We start from the raw sequence: 25,980 nt of genomic DNA on the forward strand, positions 1-25,980 counted from the left end.
AGGCGACGTACCGGTTCTCGCCAATCTGTTCTGCTGCGACCTCAACAGAATCACCGTTAAGCATGGGCATCATCCATAGCCAGCCCTCGACCTGTTTGCCGTCCAGATTGAACTGCACCCAGTCCGCTTCCTCTTCCGAATTGCCTGCCATACTGATCAGGCCAATGCCGATGGCTCCGCTTCCCATCAGCGACGCAGCCACGGCAGTCGCATCGATCTGTCGATGCTGAACCTGAGTCAGAACGAAATCACGAGTGCGGCGCGAACGTTTCAGTTCCGAGATCGTGCCTGACAAAAGAACAGTGGATTGCTTCGATTCCTGATTTTTCATATCGACTGGGTCATGGCTGAGACATAGTCCTTCTCCTGCTCGGCCGGGTCCGTATAGAGCTTCACACTGTAGTCCTTGACGCGGAAGAACGATGTGCGGCCCGTTCCAAAGGCGCATTCCGAGCACCATGTTTCAAGGGCGGTAGGCGTGAGCCAGTCCGCAGCGGCCTGGAGCACGATCAGACCGATCGCCGCCTCCCATCCCAGCAGCATGCCGATCCCTCTTAGAACCGCCCAGGCGACCGCCCTCTCCGTTACGGCCTCGACGGCGGCAATCACCGCTTCCGTGCCATACCGTCTTGCAATCGTCTTGAGCAACGGGGCTGACGTGCTGATGGTGTCGATCACGACGGCCCCCGTAATTCCGAAATCCGCTACTGCTTTAAGACCGTAAATAAATGATGCGTCAAACTGATGTTTTGATACGCTATCGCGGGTTTTTGCTGCATCCATCCATAGGCTAATCGAAGCTCCAATCGCGCCCAACCCGCCTCCGACAAATTTCCACGCCCGCGTGCGATTCGAGTTCTTCAGCGCCGCGTAATACGGTGTCATCGTGATCGTGATCATAGATGAGAGCAGGGAGACGCCGGACTGCACCAGTTTCTTGTTGGTATCATCGTCCTTGGCACCCGTCATGAGCTTGTAGAAGTTGACCGACTCCAGCAGCATTGCTACGACACCAATCCGGGCCGCTCGCAATGACTTCACGCCGTCTTCGGTTTGCGCCATCTGATGCCACGTGTCGTACAGCTCCTTCGTGGCCGGCGGTGTTTTCGCGGAAGCACCCGCGCGCAGGAAGGGAACCGCAGCGCGTACACGCGAGAGTTTTTCCTCGCGACTCATCAGTTCGAGATCGGCCTGCTTGCGCACCAGCGCAATCGCATCGGTGTTGGACACGCCGGCGCGTTTGAGTAAAAGCGTCTGGATGAGTTTCTCACCGACGAAATCACCCATCTGGTTAATCCGGAATTTTCGATAGATCGCATCCCCGACGCTCATCACGAACGTGTCGGCATGAAGACGTTTGAGCGCGTTGCCTGCTGGTGTGATCTTTGCCGGATCGCTTTGAGTTGCCAGCGACGCGAGCTTGCTGTAGTAACCGTTCAGTTTGGCGAGCGTGCCGGATGCACTGATCACGGCATCGACACCGGGGCTATGTCCGCCTGCTGCCTGGCCCGCAGGCGCAGCCAGCGGTGTATCCTTTTTCGCCTGCGCGGTCTTCAGATATTCCGCAAGCTCCTGACGCGCGTCCATCTGGTTCATCGCGAAGACGCGCCAGATGAGACTCGGAAGCTCGACGGGATTCCACTGCGCGACGAGCGTATCGAGAATCTTCTTCCCCGTGGGCGTACTACCCAATCCCGCCGTTGCGTCGGTGACGACGATCTCGAACGCGGCCGCATCATTGAGGTCAGTGGACCCGTAGTCCTCCAGCGTGTCGAACAGTAGCTGCGCCTGCAGCCAGGCCCCAACGTCTGCGCTCCGGGTTTCCTGCAGGTCATGGACGGACGTCCGGAGTTTCTGGTACTGGTCGCGGAAATGATCGAGATCCTTCGCCCTGAGTCGCGCCGCGTATTTCGACCACTCATAGGCCGTCGAGGAATCAATCTGCGATTGAAGATCGCGGGCATGCTGCCCGCCCTTCTTCTGTGCATACGCACGGGCCTCCGACATGACCTCGTCGCGATACGCACCGGTATAGGGTGCGCTTGAATTAGGATTGGTGGCCGAGGAACTGATTCCAATCACGTTGAGCCGTCGCTGGTAACTGGGCGGCGTATTGTTAGCTGCCATCCAGGCCTGGTCGTCGTAGAACGCGTTGATCTGCGCAGCCCGCGCCGGGTCGGCACCGGCCAGTGCCTGGGCACGCTGCTTTGCCAGCATCGCCGGCGCGTCCGGGCTGGCGAGGGGATTCATGACGGTATCCTGCCCCTTGACCCGCTCCTCATTGCGCGACTGGACGATCGCTTTCGCCGCGTCAACATCATGCTGCGCCCCGACCTGCAGCGTGCGCTCGGTCGCCACGTAACGGTCAAGCCATGACACAGGATCGCTGCGGAACCCGTTGAGTTCGTGGACGTTGCCGATACTGTCCCAGAGCGCAAGCAGCATTGGCGGATGGGATGACCCGGAAGCGTCTGTACCGACCTGCTGCATCAGTTTTACAAGCGCCTGGCTCGTCGAGAGCGGCGAGGCCTGCCGGATGAAAAGGGGATAGCGCGTGACTTTCAGCTTCAGCCAGTCGTCCTTGTAGTCGCCCTTATCCGTGCTGAACGGCTGCTTGTCGTCGGGCAGGCTGAACTGCTTCGGATCGAACGCCGGCATGTATTCAAGTACAGCGTCGATGGCAGATTCAGTCGCCGCAATGGCATGCCCGTGGGCATCCGCGCCCCCCTGGATCCACTTCGACGGCTCAATGTACTGCATCCGCGCCGTGCGCAGCTTCGCATTCGTCTTGTAGTGATTGAAGACTTCGGCGTGCCATGCATGTTCGGAAAATGCGATGTAGACCTTCCCGGTACACTTCTTCGGTTGCTCGATGGCGATGATATCCATCGGTACGGCGATGGCGCATTGTGCGCAGGCCGGATCGGTCCTGGTTTCGCCGGACAGCGTCGGAGATGCCGGCGACGCCAGGTCGTGCTTCCAGAGACGACCGTCCGCAGTCACCTTGTAGACCTCCCAGTACTGGCTACCTCGCGCACCCACTTCGTAGAAGAGATAGATCCAGCCCTCGCGTAACGTGCGCACGCCGTAGTGATGATCCGTCAAGCCGACACCCGTCACGCGCTCCCCGCTCAGGCCGCCCGGCATTTGGGCTTTCACGTCATTGGGCAGGACCGTGTATCGCACAGGCAGGATCGCCAGGCCGGTTTTCTCGCAATTGTCACACTTCGGTTTGGCTGCCATACATTTCCCTACGTATCTGATTCAGACTGTGCCAAAAGCGGGCTTTAGCGGAGCGTGGGCGGGGTCAGCCGGTCATACCACGCGCCACTGCGGATGTCCGCAATATCGGCCTGCGTCAGTTCGCTGATGCCTGCGGTATAAAAATCATCCGGCGCCATGTTGCCCAGGACACTCAGCACCTTCGGATACAGATCGAACTGTGGATGCCATGCCAGCGCGTGACCAATAAAAGCGATGTGGTCGTTCCGGTCGGCAAGGCCATATCTTTCCGCCCGCTCCGCAGCGGCAACGGCCGTTTCGATGTCCGATGGCTTGGGCTGACGCCCCTTCGCCACCGCATGCAGTGCGAGCGCCCGGTTGATCGGGCCATGACGATGAATCTGCTGCCATTGAGCAGCGGTCAGCGCCAGTTCCCGGTTTGATTCACCAGTCTGGCTGTAGACGCGTGGCCTCGCACTCGCATCAAGTGCATGCCAGACCTTGACTGGCCCCAGCAATGCCTGCTGCTGTCGCCCGCTCAGCATCGGCCAGATCAGGCTGAGCGCGCGCGCGTCGTAGAAACGCAGCACGCATGCGTGACCCTGATCGTCGTATTGCAGCGCGTGGCCGGACCAGTGCGCAGCCACCTCGGCAAGCGACGCAGAACTCGCGAGCCATCCACCAATGCGCTGCCCCAGTCCCGCAGCCATCGATTCCGGACGTCTGTCTTCGTGCGCCAGCCGGACGCTCTCTTTCAAAAGCGTCATACCCGTCGGCGTCGCGAGGTCCAGCTCAATCAGGTAAGGTTGATGCGCCTCCGGAAACCCGTCGTGATCGATTTCCACCACCGCACGCGAGGCGGCAGCGTCCGGGCCTGAGCGTTCTTCGTCAGTCAGATCCCGCTGCGCCGGATCGACGGCCAGGAAGCAGTGCATCTCCGAATTCTTGCTGAAATACGTGCGCAGGACGTCGAGGGTCGCGTTGACGACTTCTTCCTCGGAGCCGCCATCTGCCTCCTGCACAGCGCCTGGGGTATTCGGATGATCCATTGCAGTTACTCCAGCGGGACACTTGATGCGCTATCAGCCGACGCGGCAGCCGTTTTCCAGGCGCAGCCCTTCGGGACGCTTGTGAGCGGTGCAGGCAACCGCATCGACGACGCGCCCTGCTTGCTCCACGACGCAGCACGCTCGAGGATCTTTCCGCTCGACCCATTCTCGATCTGGTCGGGCGTAATCTTGATGTACGAGCCGCCCGCGCCGATCCAGATTTCCTTGTCCGCCGAGATCACGACCTTGCCATTCGAGCTCGTGACCGTCACATCGTTCTGCGCAGCAAGCTTCATCTCGTCGCTCTGCGCCTGAATCTCAACCTTGCCCTTCGCGGCGAACAGCTTGATCCCGGCGTTCTGGGCAAACAGGCTGATCTTCTCCATCACGCTGGCAATCAGCGACTGGCCGGTGGCCACATGCGTGTTCTTCCCGCTCACGATGTTGACCTGCTGGTTTGCCGTGATGTGGACCGAATCCTGCGTCGACATCCCGACGCCCGATGGGCTCGCGATCAGCATGATCGGTGTGGAAAATCCGTTGGCGTTACCGGTCCCGCCGCCGCCCGTGTTGCCGCCGCTACCGCTGCTGCCTGCTACGCTATATTGCGTCGCGTCGGTGAACTTTTTCAGGGCGTCCAGGCCATCCTGCAAGCTCTCCGCCTGGTTTGCCGTACTCGCCTGCGACGCCAGATCGGCCACGCTTTCCGCGCTCGCCAGTTGCTCGCTTGCGGCGGTCACGTTCATCGGCTGGGCAACGCTTGCCGGATGCGTCGAGACATACAGCCCCTGGCCCGCACGGATTGCGCCATACGCATCCGACTTCAGGTCAAAGCCACTGCCCAGATACGCACCGCGCGTATTGTCGTTCTGCGCTATCAGGTACCCTAAATGAAGCTGGGAATTCGCACTTGTCGAGTAGAGTTGCATGCGGTTCTGGGCCGTTGCGTCGTCCAGCACCATCTGGTTATAGCCACTGCCGCCGCCATACTCTTTCGACCGGTAGCCCGACAGTATTCCGTTCGAGTGCCAGTTCGGCGTCGCCGAACCGTTGTACACGCGGCCCGTCACAATAGGCCGGTCACAATCCCCGTTCACCCAGTCCACGAGAATTTCTTCGCCCACACGGGGCACATGCACGCCACCGTAGCCGCCGCCCGTGTCCGACATCGCCACCCGCAGCCAGCACGAGGATTTTTCGTCACCCGGGTTCAGGCGGTCCCACTCGAAGCGAGCCTTGATGCGGTTCAGCGGATCGGTGTAGACCTCCGCGCCCGACGGGCCGGTGACGGTCGCCGTCTGGATCTGCATCTGCGGCTTTTTGTGCTCGAACGGGCTGCGGTACGGCACGCTCATGCGCTGAGCCTCGACCAGCGTCAGAAAGAAGCCGTCGCTCTCCCCCGCCGCTGTTTTCCGTGGTGCCCGCGGCGTGTCATCCTCCGACGCCTCGCCTTGGTAGCTCTCGCGCATTTGCGCGACTTCGCTCTCCAGGCTCCTCGGGAACGCTCGCGTGTTGCCAGCGGGCAGGTTGTTCTCGATAAACCACTGCACCTCGATGGCGAGGAACTGGCGCTGCTGATGCGCGTCCTTCTCATGGTCGGGGTGATCTACGAGTTCAAAATATCGGCCTGCGTCCATACGGCGGACACTGCCTGCACCATGGAACCGCTTGGCGCGCGACTCGAACTCCTCCATGCGCAGCGTTGCCAGGTGGTCGCCCCGGTTGTTGTCCAGCCACGTGTATTTCCCGGTGTATTCGTAGACCTCGGTCTGGTCAGGCAGATCACCCTGATTGGGCACGGTGTTCTTGCTCTGGGTCTTGCTGCTCAGGGGCGCCTTGTAGTCCCCGGTGACACTCGTATAGCGCACACTCTGAAGCGTGCGCGTACCCGACCATTGCGAGAAACCGTCAACCTCGGCGTCAATCGCCGAGCGCGAGAAGTGAATCTGGCCGGGCTTGAGCTCGCTCGCGAAGTAGTTGTAGTCCGTGATGACCAGCGTATGCGACTGTCCATCCTCCGCCTGCTCGAAGTAGCCCCAGAGGCCCTCGGCCTCGAGGAGTCGGTGCACAAAGGTCCAGTCGTCCTCGTACTGCATGCAGAACGAGCGCGGAGCGAGCGGTGTCTTAAGTTGCCCGTAGAGGTTGAAGCGGAACCGGCCTCGCGCCTGCGGATGTGCATTGAACACATCGGCGAGGATGTCCTGTACTGTCCTGTCCTGCCAGATACGGGCATCCTTGCGAAAGCGCAGGAAGTGTAACCATGAGGCGAATTCGAGCTGCGTGTGAACAAGCCCCCCATCGGCCCCAAGCCGGCGCGCTGTATGCACGTAACCGTGATGCGGCTGGTACGTTTTATCGTTCTGGCGGATCCAGAGCGTGACGGGCTGGGCGATCAACTGCTTGAGTTCGATCTGCCGGGAAGTCGACACCATGTCGACCGTAAAGCCGTAATCGCGACCGACCCTCGACTGGCCGACCGCACGCAGTGGCAGCAGCACATCCTTGCCCAGCGGGGTATCGAGTTTCAGCAGCCGGTCGTTCTGGACCACACCCTGGCTGATGTCGCGGATCTGCTCGTAGGCATGCATGATCTTTTTTCCGTTCGTTTCGGTGTGCGGGTTACACGAGGATCGAATCGCCGCTGCGTGGTTGGCAACGGATGATTTCCTGGCCGGTGCGCTTGGAAATCCCTGGAAAGGGCCGCAGGTAGTGCGGATACAGGACCTCCAGGAGCGCATCGGTGAACTCGGGATAGTCGTCCTCGATTTTCTTGCTGATGCGCGCGCCAAGAAACGCGAACGATTCGATCAGTCGCTCAACGTGCGTGTCCTCGACGTGCTCGCCACTGACTCCCAAACGCCCGGCGGTCTTCGGGTAGCGTTGGGCGAAATCTGCCGAATAGCGGCGCAGGAACGTCAGCTCGCGCTCGTTGTACCGTAACAGGTCATCCACCGAACGTCCCCTGAGCCTTGCCGCGCCCACGCGTGACCGAATACCGGTGTGTCGAAGGCTGCAGCTGTGCATCGAAACTGACCCGTTCTTGCGCCGGATGGACCACCAGCATGGCCTCGATGGCGAAGTGCAGTGCACTGGTGGACCGCGCACGCATCTCAAGCGTCACCCTCACGTCCACCAGGCGATGCTCATGCCGCGCGATAGCCCGCCCGATGGATTCGTAGATGAACTTGCTGTCGTCGTGGCTTGCGAGTGTTCGCCCCGAGAAGTCGTTCAAGCCGTAGGTGACAATCGAGCGCGAACTTTCGGGAAAGCCGCCCAGGTCGTCCTCCGAAAACGCCATACGCGTGTTTAGCAGGGCTTCAAGATCCTGCGCCACGGTGCTCTTGAGCTCTTCAAGCGAGAGCGTACGCACGGCAGCGGAATCCGGCGCGTTATAAAACAGCGTGTCAAACAGCCCTGGTTCAAAACGCATAATTCCATTACCGGCGTATGCCAGATGAATATCCCGAAACAGCCGGAAATGATTAACCGACTGATTAACGTCGCATGAATCGGCGCAATGGTACCGGCGATTATTGTGTAGTTCAACGGCTTCGGAAGAAATAATAGCGCGCTTCTTGGCGCATGGAGAAATCGGGTAATAATTGCGGATACAACAATATAATGACCGGTAAATATCGCCGTAAGGAAAAACTGATCAAGTTCGCTATCGAACTGCGCCCGGCGTTCTAGATCGAGTTGGATCCGACATCGTTTTGCCGCCGGTCGGCCTAGCTTGCAAAGCCGTACCCGACGTGACGAGTTTGGTCGGGGGTTTGTTGCGGGTCACGATGTCTCACCAAAGGCCAGAGACGTGAAGGACTGCCCGCCGCGGCTCTCCGCCCCGGAAATGCAAGAGAAGCCAGAGCGCGATGCTCTGGCTTTGCGGCAGGTTCCCGGTCGCCCCTTAGCGGCGTCAATGGGATGGCAAGGTGCGCCCGATATCAAGATCCACGGGTTCCTCTCATGAGCGAGGTCAAGCTCCGGCGATCGGGGTCAACCGCCCCGTCACCGCCACTCCATTCGATTGAGCACGGTCTTCCGGTAGTAGTCGACGTTCGCACATTGTTTGAACATAACGGCCGCCACGATCCAGAGGAAGTTCTCGACAGCCACGTTCAGCGCGTCAGGGGGCCAGCCCTGCCCGCTTTGAACGAAAATCCGGTCGCCGGTGCCCTGGTAGCCGCGTGGACCTCGGATTTATCCGTCAACAGGCATGACCCACTGGCAAGCACTTCGAAATATCTCATGTTCAGACCGAGACTGACCGTCCGGTCCGCATTGAGGACCATGCGTGCCTTGTTGTGAAGCGCATTCAGAGACGCACCGAGGATGATGTCTTCTTTGGGGATACGGCGCAGGATATCGCGTGGCAGCCGGCTTTTCTTGATCCAGGAATGTCCGTATAGCGCGATGTCCTGCGTCACCTCGAACGCGCTAGCAATGACCTGATCGCGCCACGGACTCCAGGCGCCGAGAAATACCAGATCGATTTCTTTGGCAGTGCCAGCAATCGGATAGTGCTGACGAACATTGGCACCGTGCGGCAGGTAGCGAGCCTCACGGCCATGCGACTGAATCGCTCGACGACAGCGGGCGCGAAGGCGAAGTAGAGGTCGAAGTCGCGCGTGGCTACTTCCAGTTCAGACCAGTTGTCGTCTTGCTCGACCCACCAACCTGCCTTCAAGACCTTTGACTCTCGCAGCTGGAAAATCTTCACCCTTTTACCATGGATGTAAAGCACGACATCGGGCTGATAGGCGGCCACTTCTTCGCTGAGCCGGGTCGCCAGATGGTTGACCTCACTCAGGTGGTGCTTGCGGAACAAGTCCGTGCCTCTCGGGACAAGGCGAAGCGTACGGGCGAGCTTGTTGATTCTGCGAAAGACCTTAGCGTGAGACCCAGTGGACCTGATCCTCGATGATGAAAGTCTTCGCTTCTACGCCAGCCTTCTCGAAAGCATCGGCGTAGTCGTCAGCCAACGGCGGAAAGCGGCGATGCGCGATGAGGATTCGCGAGATCGTCTTCGTCATAGGCGCTTGTCCAACCGTGTCCATGTTGTCGTTGCGCGATTGGCGCACGCGCTACCGCGCGCGAATTCATACGTCCGAGACGAGCGCCTCCACAACATCCACCGTACGTGCCGTCGCGCCGCGGTGGCGCGAGGCGAATGCGGCTGCAGCCGCGCCCATCGCAACCCGGCGCGGCTTGTCGTTGAAGAGTTCGCGCAAGGCGCGCGCGAGATCGGCGGGGTCCTGAACCTGCAGGGCCGCGCCCGCGGCCGTTGCGTCGGCGGTGGCCTGCGTGAAGTTGAACACGTGCGGCCCGATCAGCACCGGCACGCCCACGGCGCACGCTTCGATCAGGTTTTGCCCGCCGAGCGGCAGGAGACTGCCGCCAATGAACGCGAGATCGGCGGCAGCATAGTAAGCGCCCATCTCCCCCATCGAGTCGCCGAGCAGCACGCTCACGTCCTGCGGCAACACGCGCACGCCCGCGTGCGCCGCAGCGGCCGCAGTCGCGGGCGGCGCCCAGCGCGAGCGCCGTTCGAGCTTGTAGTTCTTGCGCTCCACGAGCGCGGCCACTTCGTCGAAGCGCTGCGGATGGCGCGGCACGAGGATCAGAAGCGCGTCGGGCACATTGAGTGCCGCGAAGGCCTGCAGCACGAGTTCCTCTTCACCTTCGCGTGTGCTCGCCGCCACCCACACCGGCCGCTCGCCAATCGCGCGCCGCCATTCGCGACCGCGCGCGATTAGCGCCGGAGGGCTCGCCATGTCGAACTTGAGGTTGCCGAGCACCGCCACATTGCGCGCGCCGAGCGCGGTGAGACGCTCCGCATCGGAGGGACTTTGCGCGAGCACGCGCGTGAAGCCGCCGAACACCTCGCGCGTGCCCGCGCCGAACTTCGCCGCCCGCTTGAACGAGCGCGCCGACATGCGCGCGTTGGTGAGTACGAGCGGCACGTCGGCGTGCTTGCATTCGTCGATGAGCGTGGGCCAGACCTCGGTTTCCATCACGAGACCGAGCGACGGCCGCCATGCGTGCAGGAAGCGCCGCACCGCGTGTGGCATGTCGTACGGCAGGTAACAGCGCAGCACGCGACTGCCGAAGAGTTGCTCGCCGGTGGCGCGGCCGCCCGGCGTCATGTGCGTGAGCAGGATGCGAGCGTCGGGACGCGCCGCCAGCAGCGCGTCGACGAGCGGCTGCGTCGCACGGGTCTCGCCAACAGAAACGGCATGCACCCAGATGAGCGGCGCGTCGTCCTCGGGCAAACGCCCTGCCGAAAAACCGAAACGCTCGCTGATATGCTCTCGATAGCCGCGCTCGCGGCGCGAGCGAATGAATAGCCGCAGCACCGCGAGCGGGGCAATGAGCCACCAGGCCGCGCGATAGATCGCTCTCAGCATCGTGCCTCCGCGTCGGCCAGGGTCATGCGAAACGCCGCGGCCGCGCGGCAGGAGGCGTGGATCGACAAGCTCATCGCGCGTGGATTCAAACCAGTTCCTTGCCCTTGAGGCGTTCGAGAATGCCGAGCGGCGCCCATTCGGGATGCACCATCTCCTTCACCGGCAGGAAGAAGGTCTGCTCCATCATGAACTGGCCGGACATCACGGCATGCGACGTGTGATCGGAGAAGCACACCCAGACGCTGCCGGGCGGAAAACCGATGGTCTCTTGCGGGCACGCCTTCTGGTAATCGAGATCAGCCTTCATGCCGTCGTGGAGATTGAGCATCAGATGGTCGTACTCGCTGCGCTGCGACTTCGTGATGTGCAGCAGGTTCTGCAGCCATGCCGAGCCCGGAAATTGCGGCTTGATGTTCGGCAGGAAGCGCTTTGCCATATCCTCGAACGGCTCGCCCACGCGCCACACGCGCGGCACGCCGTTCGGGTTGACGTTGGTGAACACGCGCAGGATGCGCTCGCCGTAGTTCGGACGCGAGGGAAAGGCATCCACGTGCAGGCGCGAATCGTCCTTGCGCCACGAGGTCTCACGCGTTTCCACCTGATGCAGGCGCAGGCTCGTAGGCGCCACGCGCAGCTTGCCGGTGTATTCGGGAAAGAGGCCGTCCACCAGCGTGCGAGCGCACGTCTGGTAGCGCGCGATCAACGCACGCACGGCCGTCTGCGTGACAGTGTCGCCGAGCACGCCGTGCAGCGCTCCGCCGTTCGGGTCGAGGCTGATGTTCTTGCGCTTGGGGTCGGCGATCGCGGGGTCGAGCAGCGCGCGCTCGCCGCCTTCGATCGCGAAGGCCAGATTCGGGAAATACAGCACCTTGCCCTGCTCGACGGCGTCGAGCAGCGTCTCGCGCGGTTGCGAGAGCTGCTGGCCGTGCCAGTCTGCGGACGTGATTTCGATGATCTGGGATTCGTTCATTGTTCGCCCCTGGAAGCGATGGATCTGATTGCCTGCCGGTGTGGCGCGGTGCGAGCGTGGTTTGCGCTGTTGCCCGCTTCTTTGCCATCTCGCGCGATTCATGCCGGCCAAGCCCTGGCGCTCACTCGTGCACATGCGTGCAACCCCGCGAGCGCCGATTCTTATACCCGCAGCCTCAGTGGTGCGCCTTGACGCGCCGCAGCCCCTCAGTATGTCAGGCGCCTGCGCTGCGGCGGCCCGCCGCTACAGCAGCCCGAAGCCCGCCAGCGCGCCCTTCACCTGCGCAAGCGTTGGCGGCTGGCCTGCCGTGCCCAGATTGACGACGTTCGGCGACCAGTAGCCGCCCGTGCGCCAGGCGGTCGCGAAATTGTACAACTCGACAGTCGGGCGCTTCAGCGCCGCCGCGATGTGCACGAGCCCCGTGTCCACGCCCACCGTGGCGGCCGCGCCGTCGACCAGGCCCACCACGGCAGGCAGCGAGAGCCTGGGCGGCACGATCGCGGCTTCACCGAATTCGCGCGCGAGGCGCTCGCTCGTGGCGCGCTCGGCCTCGCTGCCCCAGGGCAGCACGAGCGACGCGCCGCGCCTCACGAGCGCCTGGCCAAGCTCGATCCAGTGCTGGTCGGGCCACTGCTTGTCGGCGCGCGACGTGGCGTGCACGAACACCACATACGGCACCGGCAGGTTAAGCCCGACGCCCGCGAGCGCCTGCGCGGCGCGATAGGTGTCGAGGCCAAACTCGATGTCGTCGGTGGGCGACGGCGGCGCAAGATCGAGCGCGCCCGCAACCAGTTTGCGCGTGCGCTCGACCACGTGGGTCCGGGGCTCGATGCGGATCGAGCGGTCGTAGAAAAAGCGCACGGGCCATTCGTAGCCCGCGCCATCGGTGCGGTTGCCCAGGCCAACGAGCGGCCCGCGCGCCCAGCTCGCCACCCACGCCGTCTTGATGAGCCCCTGGCAGTCGATCACGAGGTCGTACTTCTCGGCCGCAAGGGAACGCCGGAACGCGCCGATCTCGCGCCAGTTGGCGCCCGAAAGGAGGCCCTTGCGCCAGCGGCGCAGCGAAAACGGAATCGCGCGGCGCACGCCCTCCACGAGCTCGACGAGCGACTGGAAGCTCTCTTCGACGAGCCAGTCGATCTGTGCGTCAGGATACCGCCGCCGGATATCGGCGATGGCGGGCATGTTGTGGACGACGTCGCCAAGCGACGACACGCGCACGATGAGGATCTTTTGCACGCTCAGGGTTCTTTGTGCGGACGAATTTAAAAGGTCTGCAATTTTAGCGCGCCGGGCGAAGTCAAGCGAAAAAGTGGGGGGAAAGTGCGGATAGAGGTGCGGGAATCGCCACCCAAAGGGCATCGAAGCAGGCCAAAAGCGCCGGCACGTGCAATGGCGCGGCGCCGGCGCTGCGGCAATGCGTCCTTACTGGACCAGCCTCGGCGGCGTGTACGCCCCGTAACTCGGCCCAACCCCGCCCGAATTGGCTGTCTCGCAGTGGCTCATGTCGTTGGACATCTGCACGAGCACATAGGGCGTCGAGCCGTTGCTGGCATCGAGAATGTGCAGGCAGGCAAATGCCTGGACCGGCTGAAACCCACTCGTCGACGGATCGTTCACCACGACCACCGTCGCCCATGCGCATTGCCCGTTGCCCGCAGCGCTACAGGCGGCCGTGTCCTTGAAGATCGAGTTTTTCTCGCCCGTCTGGATCCACGTCCCCGGCGAAGCCCCGACGGAGAACGTGGTGCTGTTGCCGCTAGTCAACAGGCCGCTGGCATAGCTGGCACTGTTGTCATTGACGTTAAACGTCGTCCACTGGCCGGATTGACAGGTTCCGTATTGATAGCTGGATCCGATCTGGAAGATATACGGCTGTCCCGCGACCTGCGGCGTAGAGAAGCCGGACACGGTGCCACTGGTGGGCGAGAGCTTGGGCGAATTGGTCGACGCATTCCAGTAGTTGTTGTACAGACACTGCGACATCGCCAATGGAAAGAGTCCACCAGGCCCCACATTACCAGGCGACGACAGGACGGCGGTGGCCACCGCACTGGCTTTGAGGATATTGACGCCGAGCACATTGCTCAGAAAGCCCCTCACCGATCCGTTCGCGTTCAAGCCGTCTTTGCGGATGGTCACCTGCACGGCGGCCAGGTCGTTCGCTCCCGGTGTGAACGGCAACGCCTCGAGGCCGTATGGCGTGCCCGTCGCGTTCCAGTATCCGGTCGCGACCGTACTCGTCTGCACATAGGCGCCCTGAACCCGGTTGGTCGAGGTCGATGTCGAGAACGTCGACGCTGTTGCCGAGGCCGTCGTGAAATCCGGCTGGGTCGCGGTGCTGTTGCTGCACTCGCTACGCGGCTTCAGACACCCCGCACCCGCCAGCGCGGCCGCGTCAGCCGCATTCTGGAGCTCGTTGCGAGCGACCATCAGATTGCCGATGTCGATGGCCATCGCCGCGGTCCCCAGCAGAAAGATCATGAACACCGCGACCGTGATGGCCACCGCCCCTCTCTGCTTGCGTCTTCTCCCCGTGCGCATGATTGCCCCCTTTATTCGTTGTTCATGACGGTCGTGGAGGACAGCGTAAGTGCCCCTGTGATGGGCGCCACCATACGTCCCAAAGCCAGGCCGTTGTACTGGTACGTGACGGTCACCGAAAGCGGTTGGCCGAAATTGCCGCCAGCGCCGGTCGTCGTGACCACCGGCGTATTCTGCGTACCGAAGGTCAGCAGGTAGCTCGACGTGTAGTTCGTCACGACCGTCTGGACGTCGCTTGCGGTGGGCTTCGGGCTCTTCAGCACGACTCCGGCGCGGGCGCCTTCCCGGCTGGCGTTGGTGATCACGGCCTTGTCGTAAAGGAACAAGCCCATTTCGATGATGCCGAACAGCAGGATCAGCAGCACCGGCAGGACGAGTGCAAACTCCACCGCAGCCACGCCGCGCTGCGCGCGCCGATTGCGTCCACGCCGCGGGCTCCGTGCGCCCCTTCTTCCCCTTCCCGCGCGTAACGGAAGCGACGCCGCGCCGGTCTTTGCAGTTTTCATAACCTCTCCCGATCGATTCGCCCGTACAGGGCTTGCTCTGTTTTGGTCACCCGCTGCGACCGCCCGTTATCCGCCGTTCATGGTCGGCAGCATCGTCCGGTAGATATGCAGCATCGCCGGGCCCATCAGCACCACCATCAGCGCCGGAAAAATGCAGAACATCAGCGGGAACAGCAGCTTGAGCGCGATCTTCGCGGCCTTTTCCTCTGCGAGCATGCGCCGGCGCGTGCGCAGCGTATCGGAGAGCACGCGCAACGAATCGCCGATGCTCGTTCCGAATCGTTCTGCCTGGATGAGCATCGTGCTGAAGGAGTCGACGTCTTCCACACCCGTGCGCATGGCGAGGTTGCGCAATGCCTTTTCCTTCGTGTAACCCGAGCGCATTTCGAGGAGCGTGAGATCCAGCTCGTCGGCCACCACCGCACTGCGCAACCGGATCTCCTGCGCCACGCGCATCAACGCGGCGTCGAGACCGAGGCCCGCCTCGACGCAGACCGTCAGCAGATCGATGGCGTCGGGGAAGTCCTCGAAGATCGCCCGCTTGCGCTGCGCGACGAAGCGCGCGAGCACGAGGCCCGGCAGGTAATAGCCAAACACCACAAGCGACACGAGAACGACTGCGAAGCGGGTGACCGAACTTGCCGCCCCGCCGCCGCTAATCATCCACATGGCTGCAAGCGTGGGCAGCAGCAGTGCCAGCACGGTGCGAGTGCCGAAGAAGATCGCGACGGCACCCGGCGAGCGCCAGCCCGCATTCATCAGGCGCACGCGCAGCGCCGAGACCTCCCAGCCTTCCTTCGGCGTCGAGAGCCGGGAAAGCGGCTCGGAAATCTGCACGAGCTTTTCGTACCAGGCCTCGCTGGAGGCGTCCGGCTGCATACCAGGAACAGGCGCGCCGCGACCGCCGCCCACCTGTTCAATGCGCCGGCGCATGGCCTTGGGTGCAAGGACATACATGGCGGCCAAAGACAGGCCGAACACGCAGGCAAACAGACAAACCAGCAACAGCAACCGCGTCGAATCGAGCGCTAACATGGCTCCCCCCTTGAGTTTTGATAGTGGCCCGGGACGTGGCACCGTCATACGCGAATCCGCACGATGCGCCGCCCCCAAACCATGCCGGCCAGCAGCATCACAGTGCCGGCTTGAAGCATCAGCACGCCCGCCGGGTCCTGCCACAGCACTTCGAGAAAGTCGGGATTCACGAAGGAGATGGCCCCGCCCGTGACCACCGGCAGCAGCCCCAGCACCCGCGCCGAGAGGACCCCTTCCGCGGAAAGCACGCGGACCTTGTCGAACAGCTTGAAGCGCTCGCGCACGAGGCTCGCAATGCCGTCCAGCAGTTCGGCCAGGTTGCCGCCCGTCTCACGCTGGATCAGCACAGCGATGACGAGGTAACGCAGGTCCCCCACCGGCACGCGCTGCGCGAGCGCCGTCAACGCCTCGTTGAGCGACACGCCATAGTTGATCTCGTCGAACGTGGTGCGGAACTCGGCGCCCATCGGGTCGGCGAACTCGGTGCCGACCAGGTCGATCGCGCCCGAGAACGCATGGCCCGAGCGCAACGCGCGCGCCAGCATGTCGCAGGCATCGGGCAACTGCTTCTGGAAGCGGCGCATCCGCTTCGTGCGCCGAAAGCGCACGTACATCAATGGCAGCAGCGTCGACATCGCCGCACCAGACGCCAGCATCACGAGCGGCACGCGGATGAACATCCCCGCTGCGATCACGAGAACCGGCATGAGCGCGCACATTGCGAGAACGCGGGATGCCGTCCAGCTGATGCCCGACTGTTGCACCCAGGCCTCGAAAGAGCGGATGCCCGGCATGAGCAGCAGCATGCGCTGGCCAAACGTAGAGCCATCTAGCTTGCGCGCCTTGAGGATGGACATCGCCTCCTTGCGCCCCACGCCCCCCGTCGCCACGGCCTCGATGCGCGATTCGAGGCGGCGCGCGACGGCGCCATGCCGGCTGTTCCACCATTCCCACGCGCCCTGGCTGGCAAGCACGACCGCTACGAACAGCAGCAGGATCGCCAGAATGAAGGTTGTACTCATGACACGCTCCCCCGGATGAACGTCGTGAATATCAGACCGTGTCGTAACGGCGGCCCGGGTCGAAAATCTGCTCGGGCAGGTTCACGCCAAACGCCGCGAACCGCTCGCAGAATTTCGGCCGCACACCCGTCGCACAGAAGTGGCCACGCACGTTGCCGTTCGAATCCATGCCCGTGCGCTTGAACGTGAAGATCTCCTGCATGTTGATGATGTCGCCCTCCATGCCGGTGAGCTCCGAAATGCTCACGATCTTGCGACGGCCATCGGTCAGGCGTGCGGCCTGCACGACGACCGAGATCGCGGAGGAGATCTGATGGCGCATCGTGCGCGGCGGCAAGGCCAGGCCGCCCATGCTGATCATGTTCTCGAGGCGCGTGAGCGCATCGCGCGGCGTGTTGGCGTGGATCGTCGCGAGCGAGCCTTCGTGGCCGGTGTTCATCGCGTTGAGCATGTCCAGCGCTTCCGCGCCACGCACTTCGCCGAGGATGATGCGGTCGGGACGCATACGCAGCGCGTTGCGCACGAGCGCGCGCTGGGCGATCTCGCCTTTGCCTTCGATGTTCGGCGGACGCGTCTCGAGGCGCAGCACGTGATCCTGGCGCAGTTGAAGTTCGGCGGCGTCCTCGATCGTCACGATGCGCTCATCGTTCGGAATGAAGCCCGACAGCACGTTGAGCATGGTCGTTTTGCCGCTGCCGGTGCCGCCCGAAACAAGAATATTGACCTTGGCACGCGCGAGGCCTTCGAGCACCTGGGCCATGGGCGGCGTGAGCGTTTGCAGCTCGATCAGATCGGAGACCAGCAGCGGCTTGACCGCAAAACGCCGGATCGATACGAGCGGGCCGTCCACGGCCGAAGGCGGAATGATGGCGTTCACGCGCGAGCCATCAGGCAGGCGCGCGTCGACCATCGGGCTCGACTCGTCGATGCGCCGCCCCACCCGCGAGACGATCTTCTCGATCACCTTCATGAGATGGGCGTCGTCGTAGAAGTTGACATCGGTGAGTTCGAGCTTGCCGCGGCGCTCCACGTAAGTCTGGCACCACGTGTTCACGAGTATGTCCGAGACAGTGGGGTCGCGCAGCAACGGTTCGAGCGGTCCAAAGCCGAACATCTCGTCGTACACATCGATGGCCAGCTGCTTGCGCTCGAGGTCGTTCGCCAGCGCCTTCTGCTCTTCGAGTATGCGGCCCACGAGCGCGTTTATCTCGCTGCGGATCTGCTCCTGGGGCATGCGTGAGAGACGCTCGAGTTCCACCCGTTCGAGCACGGCATGATGCGTGTCGTACTTCAGCTTCTGGTACGCCTCGGTCTTCACCCGGGACGGCGGCGCGGAGGCTGCGGCGGCCGCGCCGCCCGTATCGGTGCGCTCGACGATTGTCGGCTCGAGGCGTTGCGCAAAGATCTGCTCGCGAAGAGACATGACTTTTCTCCTTTACATCAATCCGAGTTTGGCCGGCGCCTGGCGGCCGAGCATGCGCGCGAACAGGGATTCGCCCTTGCCCCGCGCAGTCGCGCCGTTCGCATTCGGGAGCGCGACGCTCGACGCGAGCGTGCGCAGGCTGCGCGTCACCGGGCTGCCGGGCGCGGCCGTGGCAATCGGCACGCCCTGATTGACGGCCTCGGCCACGGCGCGCGCGTCGTCGGGAATGACGAGGAATGGCTTCATGCCGAGCACGGTGTCGGCGGCCTCGCGCACGCGCTCGCCGTGACGCGTCTGCCGGTTCAGCAGCAGGCGCATGCGCTCCGGCCCGTAGCCGAGCGAGTGCAGGATCTCCTGCAAACGGCGTCCCGCCTGAAGATGCGGCATGCTCGCCTGCAGGACGATGTGGATCTCGTCACTGCGATCGAGCGCGAGCATGGAAAGCGGATTGATCGTCTGGCCGAGATCGAGGATCACGCAGTCGTAACGGGGCGCGGCGACGCCGAGCACCCATTCGAGCCTGTCCTGACGCATCTCGCTCGCCTTGATCGGGTCGCCCGCGCCCGCCAGGATGTCGAAGTTCCCGGCGGCATGCATCACACTCGCTTCGAAGAGCGCCACGTCCATGCGGTCCACTTCGGCGCACAGTTGCGGCAGCGTCGAGGGCGGCGTCTCCGCTGTCACGAGGAACGCCGCGTCCGCGTAGAGCTGGTTCAGGTCGATCAGCAGCACACGACGGTTCTGCGTCTGCGAGACGATATGCGCCACGTTCGCCGCAATGAAGCTCGTGCCCACGCCGCCCTTGCACGACATGAACGAGACGATGCGCGACGTGCGCGTGCTGCCATGCGCACGCTGGCCGATTGCACGCTGCAATGCTTCGCCAATCATGCGGCCGTCCGGCGGCCCCGTGACCACGTCGCGAAAGCCCGCGCGCATTGCCGCGATGAGTTCCTCAGGCGACGCCTCCGGAATCAGCAGAATGCACGTGAGCCGTTCGCAACGACGGCACAGCTCGCTCACGGAAGGCAACTGCGCCTCCTGCAAACCCCGTGCGTCGACGATCAGGACGTCGAACGCGTCGAGCGTGTCGCCGCGCTCGACGAGATCGAACGGTGTGCCTACGCTACGCGTCGTGCGGTACGGGCCGCATCCTGCGATCGTGCGCATGATCTGCGCAAGCCGCTCTGCGTCCGTCGAGGTAATGAGTATGTCGATCATGATCGTATGTCCCCGCTGTTGTTCCCTTCCCCGGCCAGTTGCGCGTGTGTGCGTAGCGACGCTCACTGGCTACCAGCGCCACCGCTTACGCCAATCGTGTATGGGTTCGCGGATGTCACCGGATGCTGGAACGACTTGTCGTAGTTATCCATCGCCGAAGCCGCCGACTTGCCGTCCACACCCGGCTGCGATGCGTGTTGGCCCGCATCCGGGTCGATGATTTGTGCCTGCATCGAGTGGCGCACGGCTTCCCCGAAGTGCGCCTCCCAGATCGGCGAGCTGGTCATGCAACCACCGAGCGCTGCGCCGAGCGGCGCGATCAGCAGGAGCCGGCGAACGAATGCAAAGTTTTCGAGTTTCATTTTGGCCTCCTGATCGCCTGGTCAATGAGCGGTGGTTTCGTTCGAGGCGATGCGTGCCGCCTCGCGCTCGATTCGCAGCGCGCGCGCTGCGCTGTCCTCGCCCGGTGGAGGCATGAGGGCCTGCGCGCTCACCTGCTGCGTGGGCACGGACTGCGCGAGCGCTTCAGCGGGCGCCGGTACGGTCGGCGCCGGCGACTCTTCGCGTCGGGAAGAGACCTGCGGTGCAGGCAGCGCAGCGGGCGTCTGCGGTGCGGCGGGCGCGGCCGGCGTAGCGCCAGGTGCGGGTTCCGCCGGTACGGCCTGGGTGCCAGCGGGCGCGGGCGGTGCAAAACGTCCCTGATTGCGATGGGCGCGGCCTTCCATGTTGCCCGTTGCGTACACGTCGGCTTCGTGGACCTGCGAGAAGCTGTCCGTAGGCATCTGCAGTTGCGCGACGTCCGCCACCGGCTTCACGAGGTGCGGCGTGACGATGAAGATCAGCTCCGAGCGGTCCTGCTGGAACGAGGTGCTCCTGAGCAACGCGCCCAGCACCGGGACCTCACCAAGGCCTGGCACTGCCTTGAGCGAGCCGGTAATGTTGTTGCTGATGAGCCCGCCGATCGCGAACGACTCGCCGTCGTGCATTTGCACCGTCGTCGAAGCACGCCGCGTCGTGATGAGCGGCAGGATGCTGACGCCGCTCACGTTCGATGCGCTCAGTGTGACGCCCGTGGGCGACAGCTCCGAGACTTCCGGCGCCACCTTCAGGTTGATGCGCCCGCCGTTGAGCACCGTCGGTGTGAACTTGAGCCCCACGCCGAATTCTTCTTCCTGCAGCGTGATCGCCGTGGCGGAGGTGCCGCCGCCGCTTTGTGGCACGGGGATGAAGATCTTGCCGCCGGCGAGGAAGGTGGCTTCCTGACCGCTGATCGTGACGAGGTTAGGCTCGGCCAGGATCTTCACGAGGTTGTCGGTCTTCTGCGCGTCGATGGCGAACTTGAGCGGGTTGTTGTTCGCCTTCGAGAAACCGAATGCGCTCGAGACGCCCGCCAGCAGATTGCTCACCAGGGCCCCCGTCCAGGACCCGAAGCCGCCCTGGATATTGACGGCCGAGCCGAGCTGGTCGATCAGCGTCTTGTCGACTTCGGCGACCTTCACTTCGAGCATGACCTGCTGAGGCGAGTCGACGCTCAGCATGTTGATCACACCGCCCGTGTGCGCGCCGTTGTTGCCCTGACCGCTCACGCCGAACACCTGGGCAATTTCCACGGCCTGCTGGGCAGCCTGCGCGCTCGACACATGACCGGCGAGCACGATGTTGTCGGCCGCCGTCGAGACGCGGATGTCGCGCTCCTGCGGCATGAGTTGCGCAAGCGCGGCCTGCAGGCCGCCGCAGTCGGCACTGACGATCACATCGATCACCTGGCAGGCGCCGCTCTTGCCCTGGACGATCATGTTGGTCGTCCCGACCGCCTGGCCGACGATGTAGAGCGTTTGCGGCGAAACCATGGTCGCCTGCGCGACCTCCGGATTGCCGAGCGTACGATTGCGCACCGGTTCGTCGATCGGCACGAGCGTCGACTTGCCAAGCGGCACGACCACATTGCTCTCGTTGCGAATGGGGCCCACGCAGTTCGGTCCGCGCAGCGGTCCCGCCACCGCTTTGGGCGGCGCGCTGCTGCCTTGCGCCGGCCCCATGCTGATGGTCATCTGCATGGGACCTTTGCCCATGGGAACCGCAGCGCTTGCGGCCGGCTTCTCCTGCCCTGCGTGCCCGTTTGACTGCTGTGCCCAGCCCGGTGTCGAAGTCATCAACCCGGCACAAACCCAGGCAAGCGTTGCGACGCGCCACGGACGAACGCCGTTGCGGGCCCCCGTGGACCCCACATTTACTTTGGTATCCATATCGTTATACCCCGTACTTACCTGCGTTTTAATGGCGGCTTTACCGCTCACTCGCCCTCTTCCCGGAAGGTCATCGCCGGGTTCAGGTAGCCGTTCTGCCTGCTTTCAGAAACACTCCTGACTGCCGGTCACACCCGACAGCACACCGATACAGTTGCGCTTGGCCGACGCACGCTCCGCGTACTTCACACGCACCGGGTGCGCCGGTTCCGGCAGCGGCACGGGTGGCGGCAACGGTCCACCGAGCAAAGTCTGCTTGGTCGCGCCATCGGTCATGAGCTTGTTGTCGTCCACCTGATTGCGCAGAACGAGCGAGAGCGTGCCCACGCTGCGCGCCAGATCGAGCTTCTCCGCCTGCTCGGGCGTCACCTCCAGGGTCACCGCGTTCACGACCTTGGGCGCGGTGTCGTCGCGATTGACCTGCTGCGCGACGGCCAGCACCAGAATTTTTTCGAGCACGATCTTCGAGATGCTCTGCTGCTGGGTATCGGCCTTCTTCTCCGGCTCCTGCGTGTTGACGATCACGTCGACGTAGTTGCCCGGCAACGCGAAGCCCGCGACGCCTACGACGTCGTTCACGCGGACCGTGATCGCGCGATGTCCGTCGCCGATCACAGCGGATAGCCCGCCTTTGGTGCCCACGGGCGCCAGCTTCGACTCGAGCACCGGCTCACCCCGCGTGAGGCTTGCGCGCACCACCCGCCCGTCGAGATCCTTCGGTATTGCGAATGTCCCTGGCGGGAGGCTGTCCTTTGGCCAGCTGACCGTTCTGATCATCGTTTCATTGATCGGCTGGCCGAGATTGATGTCGTCCGATGCGACGGCAACGGGTACCGTGGCGCCTGACGACGTTTGAAGCAACCACCTGGAAGCGAACACGACTGCGGCGAGACCCGCCAGCAGAGCAATCGCGAGCATGACGAAAGCGCGGCTGTTTTTCATGACATCCCCCGTAAGCATTCCATAACATTAGTAATCGGCGAGTCGAAAATTCGACCCTTGTCGCGTGGGCACCGGTCAGTGCTTCAGCTCACCATCGTGAACAGCACGGCAACCGTTCCCCCGGCGATCGCGACACCATACGGAATCGATCCAACCGATTCCTGCACCGTACCTGGCGATACACCTGCCACGCGCGCGGCGCGGCTCGCTCCCGCAAGCAACGCTGCGACGTTTCCCATCAGGCGGACCAGTCGTCCGCGCACCAGGGCAACCCCTAACGACCACACCCCGCCGATGATGAACGTGTTGACTGCGATATCGACGGTCGCCGCTGCTCCGAGCCAGGCACCCAGCATCATCAGCAACTTGACGTCGCCAGCCGCCATGCCGCGTAGCAAATAAAACGGCAGCAGCAGCGCGAACCCGGTCGCCGCGCCACCCAGCCAGAGCGTGCAGCCAGGAACGGCGCCGCGCAGCGCGATCTGCACCGCGAGCGCCGAGACAACACCAACCACGATCAGCAGGTTCGGAATCCGGCGGCTAACGATGTCGGTGCTGGCCGCAAGGATCGCCAACGCGACCACACACAGCGGAACCGGCTGCGGCGGCAACGAAACAGACAGCATCGTGAATTCCATTTGTGCGCTCCCGGGTTACACCTGCTTTGTCATGAGCAGCCTCACTCGCCAGCGCGCGGGTTAGAGCGTATTGACGATGTCGGAGAAGACGTTTTGAAGCGTGGTGCCGATCGATGCGATGCTGGCCATGATCAGCACCGTGATCAAGGCCGCGAGCATCCCGTACTCGAGTGCCGTAATGCCGTTTTCGTCGCGTGCGAACTGCTTTGCCTGAGCGATGATCTTTTGCATTTTTGATCCCCTGTTAGGTGTGGGATGCAGGGCGAGTGCAGTTTGCGTTGCGTGCCCACTCCACTCGCCCGCGCATCAGTCAGATCGTGTTGGCGACGTCGGAGAACACGTTTTTCAGCGTCGTGCCGATCGATGCGATGCTGGCGATGATCAGCACCGTGATCAGACCGGCGAGCATCCCGTATTCGAGTGCCGTGATGCCGTTTTCGTCACGAGCGAAGGTCTTTGCCTGAGCGATGAGCTTTTGCATTTTGGTCTCCAACGAGTTATGAAACTGTTTAATCCCGGTCCTTCCAGCGATATGGGGCGAGTGAAGCTTGCGCTGCAAACCCGCTCGCCCGCGCACCGGTCAAATCGTGTTGGCAACGTCGGAGAACACGTTCTTCAGCGTCGTGCCGATCGATGCGATGCTGGCGATGATCAGCACCGTGATCAGACCGGCGAGCATCCCGTACTCGAGAGCCGTGATGCCGTTTTCGTCACGAGCGAAGGTCTTTGCCTGAGCGATGATCTTTTGCATTTTTGATCTCCAATCGATGTGTACATGGTTAACCCCCGATTCCGTTTCCATGTGGTTTAGAGGGTGGGTTGGGCTACGTCACCGGGTTCGGCAATGCAGCCACAGGCGCAGTTCTACGCGTGTCAAACCGATGACTTTGTGCGCTTCGCCACACGCGCAACAATTTCCTGTTCCTCCACACACCAAATCGGAAAAATTGACACGCTGCATGTGGCCCACCTCGCTTAATTCGACGACACGTCGCGAGCCATAAGCATGTTTTATCCACCACTTCGAGGTTGTTAAAACTCTTGCACCCACATTCGGTTCACCTTCGAATCTCGCGTTTACCCCGGTATTTATGGAACACTTCTCTTTTAGCTTCAATACGATCGTTCGTCTATAAGTTATCCCTACGTGACATTACGTTGATAAGTCCACTACTTTTTTAGTTAGGAAAACGAGCATTAAGCACGCGCTTATACAAAACTCCTGCGGTACCCTTCACGCCAGAATCAGCAGTTACCCGACAACATCCACCCCGTCGACGCACTACGCAACGCGCCTTTTTCTTCAGCGCTTTATTCATTCAAGGAGACTTTGCGGGCGAGTGTTCGCGCGCGAACATTGACAATGCAGTCCGCATTGCTCCCGATTCACTCGTCTTCCAATAATCCAGACAACACGCAGGCACTGCCTGCCATGCAGCGCACTGCTTGCGTGTTCGGGGGAAAACGAGGCGGGTGTACCGCCCACTGAAAATATTCAACGGGGACTACAAAAAAATGCGACCACTTGAGCGGGATGGCTCACGCTTGCAGTTGGCGGCGTGCTCCTGGCTTTCGCGCGAGAGACTCATTGCCTACAGCACCGTCATGCTCGTCATCGGTGTCGGCTTCGTGGCGCTCTGGGCCTGGGTGACTCACGGCTTTGCCGATGCAGGCGGCTGGCGCCCGGGCTCCGACCTGCTCGTATTCTGGTCCGCCAGCCACGCGGTCCTGCACGGCCAGGCCTCCACCGTCTTCGAATACTCGGCGTTCTCCCGCATCGTGGCCGCGGTGACGGGTGGCTTACCCAAGAGCGCGTTCATCCCCTGGCTGTATCCGCCCACGTTCCTCCTGTTCGTCACACCACTCGCGCTGTTGCCGCTTCCGCTCGCCTATGTCGCCTTCCTGGGCGCGAGCGCCTTCGCGTTCGTCTGTGCAACCGTTCGCGTTTCCGGACTCGCACAAGGCCCGCTTGGCAGCGCGGCCGCTCGCTACGTCGTGCTCGCCATGCCGTGTGTGATGGTGTGTGCGATCTTCGGGCAGAACGCGCTGATTACCGCGGCGCTCGCCGCGTTTGCTATCGCATCGATCGACCGGCGACCCGTGATCGCCGGGATCTGCATCGGATTGCTGATGATCAAGCCGCAACTCGGCATCCTGTTCCCGCTCGTTCTGATCGCGGCACGCGCATGGAGAGTGTTTGGATGGGCCGCTTTGACGGCCGTACTTTTTTTCATCACAAGCATCGCGCTCTGCGGCTCCCCTTCGCTTCGGTTGTTCGCAGGGAATGTTGGCATGGCGCGCGAACTCATCCTCGAGCACGACGTCCGCTTCTGGCTCGCCTCACCGTCCGTGTTCGCTTCGCTGCGGCTCATTGGCGCCTCGCTCGTCGCAGCGGGACTGATGCAGGCAGCGATTGCCGTCATCGCTGCTTGCGGCGCATGGAAGATCTGGCGCACGACGCGTGACCCTGCCCTGCGTGCAGCCGCGCTCGGAACAGCCACGCTCATCGTCACACCCTATGTCTGGCACTACGAACTAACGTGGGTCGGCTTGTCATGCGCAGGGCTGCTCGCGACCGGATTGCGCCGTGGGTGGCTGCGCGGCGAGCAGCCCGTGCTGCTCCTCGTCTGGCTCCTGCCAGTGTTCGAGTTCGTCAACCAGATTCTCAGGCTGCCACAAACCGGACCCGCGATCCTGTTGCTCATGCTGCTCGCAGTGCTCCGTCGCACACGCATCGATTCCACCCAGTAGGCGAGAG

Annotated in this window: 25 protein-coding genes and 1 pseudogene; 1 reads left to right on the forward strand and 25 read right to left on the reverse strand. The window is 62.8% G+C overall.

The features are described from left to right. The 25 genes and pseudogenes from AB4Y40_RS40890 to AB4Y40_RS41010 all read right to left on the reverse strand — a co-directional run. The coding region (locus tag AB4Y40_RS40890) for a putative type VI secretion system effector (RefSeq protein WP_368692700.1) at window positions 1–331 on the reverse strand (331 nt) is incomplete at its 3' end. Then, the gene (locus tag AB4Y40_RS40895) at window positions 328–3,243 is read right to left on the reverse strand and encodes a T6SS effector BTH_I2691 family protein (RefSeq protein ID WP_368692701.1); all 2,916 of its coding nucleotides are present in this window, start codon (window positions 3,241–3,243) and stop codon (window positions 328–330) included. The genes AB4Y40_RS40895 and AB4Y40_RS40890, both read right to left, overlap by 4 nt. A 44-nt stretch (window positions 3,244–3,287) precedes the next feature. Next, a complete protein-coding gene (locus tag AB4Y40_RS40900) occupies window positions 3,288–4,271 on the reverse strand; it encodes a DUF4123 domain-containing protein (RefSeq protein ID WP_368692702.1) in 984 nt (327 codons plus the stop codon). 5 nt (window positions 4,272–4,276) lie between these two features. Continuing rightward, window positions 4,277–6,859 carry a type VI secretion system Vgr family protein gene (locus AB4Y40_RS40905; protein ID WP_368692703.1) on the reverse strand — a complete coding sequence of 861 codons (2,583 nt, stop codon included), beginning with the start codon at window positions 6,857–6,859 and terminating at the stop codon, window positions 4,277–4,279. 103 nt (window positions 6,860–6,962) lie between these two features. Then, window positions 6,963–7,223 (reverse strand): annotated as a pseudogene (locus AB4Y40_RS40910) (type VI secretion system baseplate subunit TssF); the annotation flags it as partial. Then, on the reverse strand, window positions 7,216–7,701 hold the full coding sequence (gene tssE / locus AB4Y40_RS40915; RefSeq protein ID WP_368692704.1) for a type VI secretion system baseplate subunit TssE: 486 nt from the start codon (window positions 7,699–7,701) through the stop codon (window positions 7,216–7,218). The gene tssE and the pseudogene AB4Y40_RS40910, both read right to left, overlap by 8 nt. 685 nt (window positions 7,702–8,386) lie before the next feature. Next, on the reverse strand, window positions 8,387–8,695 hold the full coding sequence (locus tag AB4Y40_RS40920; RefSeq protein WP_368692705.1) for a hypothetical protein: 309 nt from the start codon (window positions 8,693–8,695) through the stop codon (window positions 8,387–8,389). Further along, the gene (locus tag AB4Y40_RS40925) at window positions 8,692–9,096 is read right to left on the reverse strand and encodes a hypothetical protein (RefSeq protein ID WP_368692706.1); all 405 of its coding nucleotides are present in this window, start codon (window positions 9,094–9,096) and stop codon (window positions 8,692–8,694) included. The genes AB4Y40_RS40920 and AB4Y40_RS40925 overlap by 4 nt, the downstream gene beginning before the upstream one ends. Window positions 9,097–9,157: 61 nt before the next feature. Beyond that, the gene (locus tag AB4Y40_RS40930) at window positions 9,158–9,301 is read right to left on the reverse strand and encodes a hypothetical protein (RefSeq protein WP_368692707.1); all 144 of its coding nucleotides are present in this window, start codon (window positions 9,299–9,301) and stop codon (window positions 9,158–9,160) included. Between the two features lie 66 nt (window positions 9,302–9,367). Then, on the reverse strand, window positions 9,368–10,675 hold the full coding sequence (gene waaA / locus AB4Y40_RS40935) for a lipid IV(A) 3-deoxy-D-manno-octulosonic acid transferase (protein ID WP_368692708.1): 1,308 nt from the start codon (window positions 10,673–10,675) through the stop codon (window positions 9,368–9,370). 85 nt (window positions 10,676–10,760) lie between these two features. Then, entirely contained in the window at window positions 10,761–11,645 is an 885-nt protein-coding gene (locus AB4Y40_RS40940) for a Kdo hydroxylase family protein (protein ID WP_342947829.1), read from the reverse strand. A 243-nt stretch (window positions 11,646–11,888) separates the two neighbouring features. Next, complete coding sequence (gene waaC / locus AB4Y40_RS40945; RefSeq protein ID WP_368692735.1) at window positions 11,889–12,890, reverse strand: lipopolysaccharide heptosyltransferase I; 1,002 nt, start codon at window positions 12,888–12,890, stop codon at window positions 11,889–11,891. Between the two features lie 180 nt (window positions 12,891–13,070). Next, window positions 13,071–14,153 (reverse strand): TadG family pilus assembly protein, encoded by a 1,083-nt coding sequence (locus tag AB4Y40_RS40950; RefSeq protein WP_368692709.1) that lies wholly within the window; start codon window positions 14,151–14,153, stop codon window positions 13,071–13,073. 47 nt (window positions 14,154–14,200) lie between these two features. Beyond that, window positions 14,201–14,578 (reverse strand): TadE/TadG family type IV pilus assembly protein, encoded by a 378-nt coding sequence (locus tag AB4Y40_RS40955; RefSeq protein WP_342952151.1) that lies wholly within the window; start codon window positions 14,576–14,578, stop codon window positions 14,201–14,203. Window positions 14,579–14,761: 183 nt separating this feature from the next. Beyond that, the gene (locus AB4Y40_RS40960; protein ID WP_368692710.1) at window positions 14,762–15,730 is read right to left on the reverse strand and encodes a type II secretion system F family protein; all 969 of its coding nucleotides are present in this window, start codon (window positions 15,728–15,730) and stop codon (window positions 14,762–14,764) included. A gap of 44 nt (window positions 15,731–15,774) precedes the next feature. Continuing rightward, window positions 15,775–16,752, reverse strand: a complete 978-nt coding sequence (locus AB4Y40_RS40965) for a type II secretion system F family protein (protein WP_368692711.1) — start codon at window positions 16,750–16,752, stop codon at window positions 15,775–15,777. Between the two features lie 31 nt (window positions 16,753–16,783). Further along, the gene (locus AB4Y40_RS40970; RefSeq protein ID WP_368692712.1) at window positions 16,784–18,175 is read right to left on the reverse strand and encodes a CpaF family protein; all 1,392 of its coding nucleotides are present in this window, start codon (window positions 18,173–18,175) and stop codon (window positions 16,784–16,786) included. Between the two features lie 12 nt (window positions 18,176–18,187). After that, window positions 18,188–19,396: a CpaE family protein gene (locus AB4Y40_RS40975; protein WP_368692713.1), complete on the reverse strand. Its 1,209-nt coding sequence runs from the start codon at window positions 19,394–19,396 to the stop codon at window positions 18,188–18,190. A gap of 62 nt (window positions 19,397–19,458) precedes the next feature. Beyond that, on the reverse strand, window positions 19,459–19,758 hold the full coding sequence (locus AB4Y40_RS40980; RefSeq protein WP_368692714.1) for a hypothetical protein: 300 nt from the start codon (window positions 19,756–19,758) through the stop codon (window positions 19,459–19,461). Window positions 19,759–19,779: 21 nt separating this feature from the next. Further along, entirely contained in the window at window positions 19,780–21,447 is a 1,668-nt protein-coding gene (locus AB4Y40_RS40985; RefSeq protein WP_368692736.1) for a type II and III secretion system protein family protein, read from the reverse strand. A 300-nt stretch (window positions 21,448–21,747) separates the two neighbouring features. Then, window positions 21,748–22,584 (reverse strand): Flp pilus assembly protein CpaB, encoded by an 837-nt coding sequence (gene cpaB, locus AB4Y40_RS40990; RefSeq protein WP_368692715.1) that lies wholly within the window; start codon window positions 22,582–22,584, stop codon window positions 21,748–21,750. Between the two features lie 83 nt (window positions 22,585–22,667). Further along, on the reverse strand, window positions 22,668–23,210 hold the full coding sequence (locus AB4Y40_RS40995) for a prepilin peptidase (protein WP_368692737.1): 543 nt from the start codon (window positions 23,208–23,210) through the stop codon (window positions 22,668–22,670). 72 nt (window positions 23,211–23,282) lie between these two features. Further along, window positions 23,283–23,453 (reverse strand): Flp family type IVb pilin, encoded by a 171-nt coding sequence (locus AB4Y40_RS41000; protein ID WP_368692716.1) that lies wholly within the window; start codon window positions 23,451–23,453, stop codon window positions 23,283–23,285. A 79-nt stretch (window positions 23,454–23,532) separates the two neighbouring features. Continuing rightward, window positions 23,533–23,703, reverse strand: a complete 171-nt coding sequence (locus AB4Y40_RS41005) for a Flp family type IVb pilin (protein WP_368692717.1) — start codon at window positions 23,701–23,703, stop codon at window positions 23,533–23,535. A gap of 99 nt (window positions 23,704–23,802) precedes the next feature. Next, window positions 23,803–23,973: a Flp family type IVb pilin gene (locus AB4Y40_RS41010; RefSeq protein ID WP_368692718.1), complete on the reverse strand. Its 171-nt coding sequence runs from the start codon at window positions 23,971–23,973 to the stop codon at window positions 23,803–23,805. A gap of 764 nt (window positions 23,974–24,737) precedes the next feature. Between AB4Y40_RS41010 and AB4Y40_RS41015 the strand changes: the two genes are divergently transcribed. Next, window positions 24,738–25,973, forward strand: coding sequence for a glycosyltransferase family 87 protein (locus AB4Y40_RS41015; RefSeq protein WP_368692719.1), 1,236 nt, complete (start codon window positions 24,738–24,740; stop codon window positions 25,971–25,973). Window positions 25,974–25,980: the final 7 nt, after the last annotated feature.

Origin of the sequence: Paraburkholderia sp. EG287B, from assembly GCF_040965595.1 — a bacterium.
GTDB lineage: Bacteria > Pseudomonadota > Gammaproteobacteria > Burkholderiales > Burkholderiaceae > Paraburkholderia.